3 protein-coding genes are annotated in these 2,503 nt (G+C 57.2%); all 3 read right to left on the reverse strand.

Annotation, left to right across the window (positions count from 1 at the left end):
* Positions 1 to 63: 63 nt before the first annotated feature.
* The gene (locus ACOSYY_RS17530) at positions 64 to 954 is read right to left on the reverse strand and encodes a glycosyltransferase family protein (protein WP_421664122.1); all 891 of its coding nucleotides are present in this window, start codon (positions 952 to 954) and stop codon (positions 64 to 66) included.
* A 75-nt stretch (positions 955 to 1,029) separates the two neighbouring features.
* Entirely contained in the window at positions 1,030 to 1,749 is a 720-nt protein-coding gene (locus ACOSYY_RS17535) for a phosphocholine cytidylyltransferase family protein (RefSeq protein WP_421664123.1), read from the reverse strand.
* Positions 1,746 to 2,503 (reverse strand): pyridoxal-phosphate-dependent aminotransferase family protein (locus ACOSYY_RS17540; RefSeq protein ID WP_421664124.1); only part of this gene is annotated, 758 nt, incomplete at its 5' end. The genes ACOSYY_RS17535 and ACOSYY_RS17540, both read right to left, overlap by 4 nt.

A 2,503-nucleotide genomic window follows, 5' to 3' on the forward strand; every position in this document is an offset into this window, starting at 1 on the left:
AGACCTGCCACGCTTACTGCACCTACTGCTTCCGCTGGCCGCAGTTCGTGGGGCTGGACGAGCTCAAGTTCGCCAACCCATGGCGAGAAATAGGCGTGTGAACCATCGAGAGACCTTGCGGTTGAAATAGCGATCGACGAACCCTTCGTATTCTCCCTTGAGCGAATTGAACAGTTTTTTTTCGGCTGTTTGGACGTCAGACACGGTTTGGACTGGTTGATACCAATTACCCGGCTTCTCTTCAGCCGAGACAACGCGCATACGGCCATCCGCAGCGGCACGCTCAAGCCACTGCCTGATCGGAGGACTCCCCTTCTCGCCCGCCGCTTGACCGGTGGTGCTCATCAGGCTTGCCGGCACGACCACCAGTTCAGCGACACGCAAGGCCGGATCGTCGAAACGAGGAGGGACGAAGATCGCCGAGCGACCGGACATGCGTTTGTCTGAGTTACTTCCGATCTTCAATCGCACGCCCTCCACCATGAGCTGATCGACCTGCCCCTGTGAGGCTTGAGAGACGATGATGGCTTCGCCCTCTTGTACATCACGCCGCAACCGTTCGATCAACCCTCGAGAGAACACACTATTGACGCTCACAACCAACGCAAAGCCATGCACTTCGGCCGCCAAGGCTTCCCATGTCCGGGGATCCTCAAGAGGAAACTCGCGGATCGGCATCCATCGGACAGGAATTGTGACGCGCGGCCCTTTGCCGAGCGTCTGTTTCAGTTGCTCCTCCTCGGAGCCGGAAAGGACGATTAATTGGCGAATCCCAGCTCGTTGCAAAGTAAGCACGGTCCGTTGAAAGAGTCCGATCCCCACGACGCTCGTCAAAGGCCCCACGTTGCCGACCTGCGACCCGATCGAGCCGCTGAATACTCCGACAGACGGCAGCAGAATCGCCGTCGCCAGTCCTTGGATTTCGGCTCTCCTTTGAAGGATGCTCTTACTCATGGTTCCACAGACAATTGGCTCACCGATAGTTCATTGGCCTTCACCATCAGATATCCTACCATGGTGAAGACTTTCTCATAATCTTGGCAAGACTTCCAACTCGGCTTTTTTTACGTCTTCGATGAAATCGATCTCGGTCCAGGGCAATCCTCCGATCCGCTCATAACCGACCCGTACGTCCTGAAAATACTGCCGCAGCGCGTCTTCGTACTCCATATCCCACGAGCCTCTGTCGATGTAGCCACGGAGCGATGAGACAACACGAGGCGTGTCGGCGTGGCGAACCCGAAGAAATCCCACTCCTTCACCGGCGTAGTCGTACTGTTCCGGCATGTTCTTTGTCAACGCGACGACTCGATCCCCCGCCACGACCACCATGCATTCCTCTCCGGTCTGCTTCACCGTCTCATCCATCAACAGCGCGTTCTCAGAGGGTGACGACACCAGACGCCGTAGGATTTCCGGATGGAAGAGCACGTCGGCATCCATCACGACGGTATCGTCGTCGAGCGCGGTTCGCGCAAGCCACAGCGAGGAAATACTGCCTCTGTGAAACTGCTCATTGACGAGGAATTTGACGTTGACGCCGCACGCATCCTGCTCGACCGCCGCACGAATCATCTCCTGCTTGTACCCGACGACGATCTCCGCCCGCCGAATCCCGACGGAAGCCAACGACTCTAAGGAGCGACGCAGGAGTGACCGTCCGCCGATCTCGATGAGGCATTTCGGACGATGTTGGGTTACTTCCCAGAGGCGTTTTCCCACTCCCGCTGCCAGGATGACTGCCTTCATGCCGATTTGCACACGTGCTCGAAGGCGTCGAGAAATCCGCTGATTTGCGCCTCGGACAATGCTCCCATATTGGCCACACGGAACATCTTGTTTTCCAAGTTGCCTTGGCCGGCATAAATGACGTAGCCCTGCTGCTTCAGGCGGTCATGCAACACGTGGTAGGGAACTCCATCCGGCAGGTAATAGGCCGTGATGGTATTCGATTGCCGGTCCACCGGGAGAAGCGCCTTCACCCCGAGTTCGGCCATGCGTTCACGGATCAGGGTCGCCATCTTCTTGTACCGTTGGATGCGATTAGCCACGCCTTCTTCGAGTAGTTCGTTGAGCGCTTCGTCAAAGGCATAGTAGACTTGCACTGCGGGAGTGAAGGGAATCGTGCCTCGCCCTTCGTTGTCGATGTAATGGGTCAGATGGAGATACCACGAACGCTTCGGGTACGAGCGCATTTTCTCGACGAACCCCTTCCGCACCAGCACGAACGAGACGCCCGGGAATCCCTGAATGCATTTTCCCGCCGTCCCCGTCACCATATAGATGTGCGATCGCGCAATGTCGATCGTCTCACCCGCCAGAGCGCTGACGGCATCGAGCACAAACACCCGATTCTGATTATCGACGATCTCGGCGATCTCATGGATGGGATTGAGGAGTCCGGTGGTGGTCTCATGATGCACCATGCCGACGGCGTGCACTTCCTGATGCTGCCGCAAGGCAAGCAGCAATCTTTCCGGATCGGGCCGGACCGTCCATTCGT

This window comes from Nitrospira sp. BLG_2 (assembly GCF_049222245.1).

Excerpts from the sequence above, each read along its gene's own strand:
- ACOSYY_RS17535 (WP_421664123.1), bottom strand. The coding sequence starts at position 1,749 with ATGAAGGCAGTCATCCTGGCAGCGGGAGTGGGAAAACGCCTCTGGGAA.
- ACOSYY_RS17530 (WP_421664122.1), bottom strand. The coding sequence starts at position 954 with ATGAGTAAGAGCATCCTTCAAAGGAGAGCCGAAATCCAAGGACTGGCG.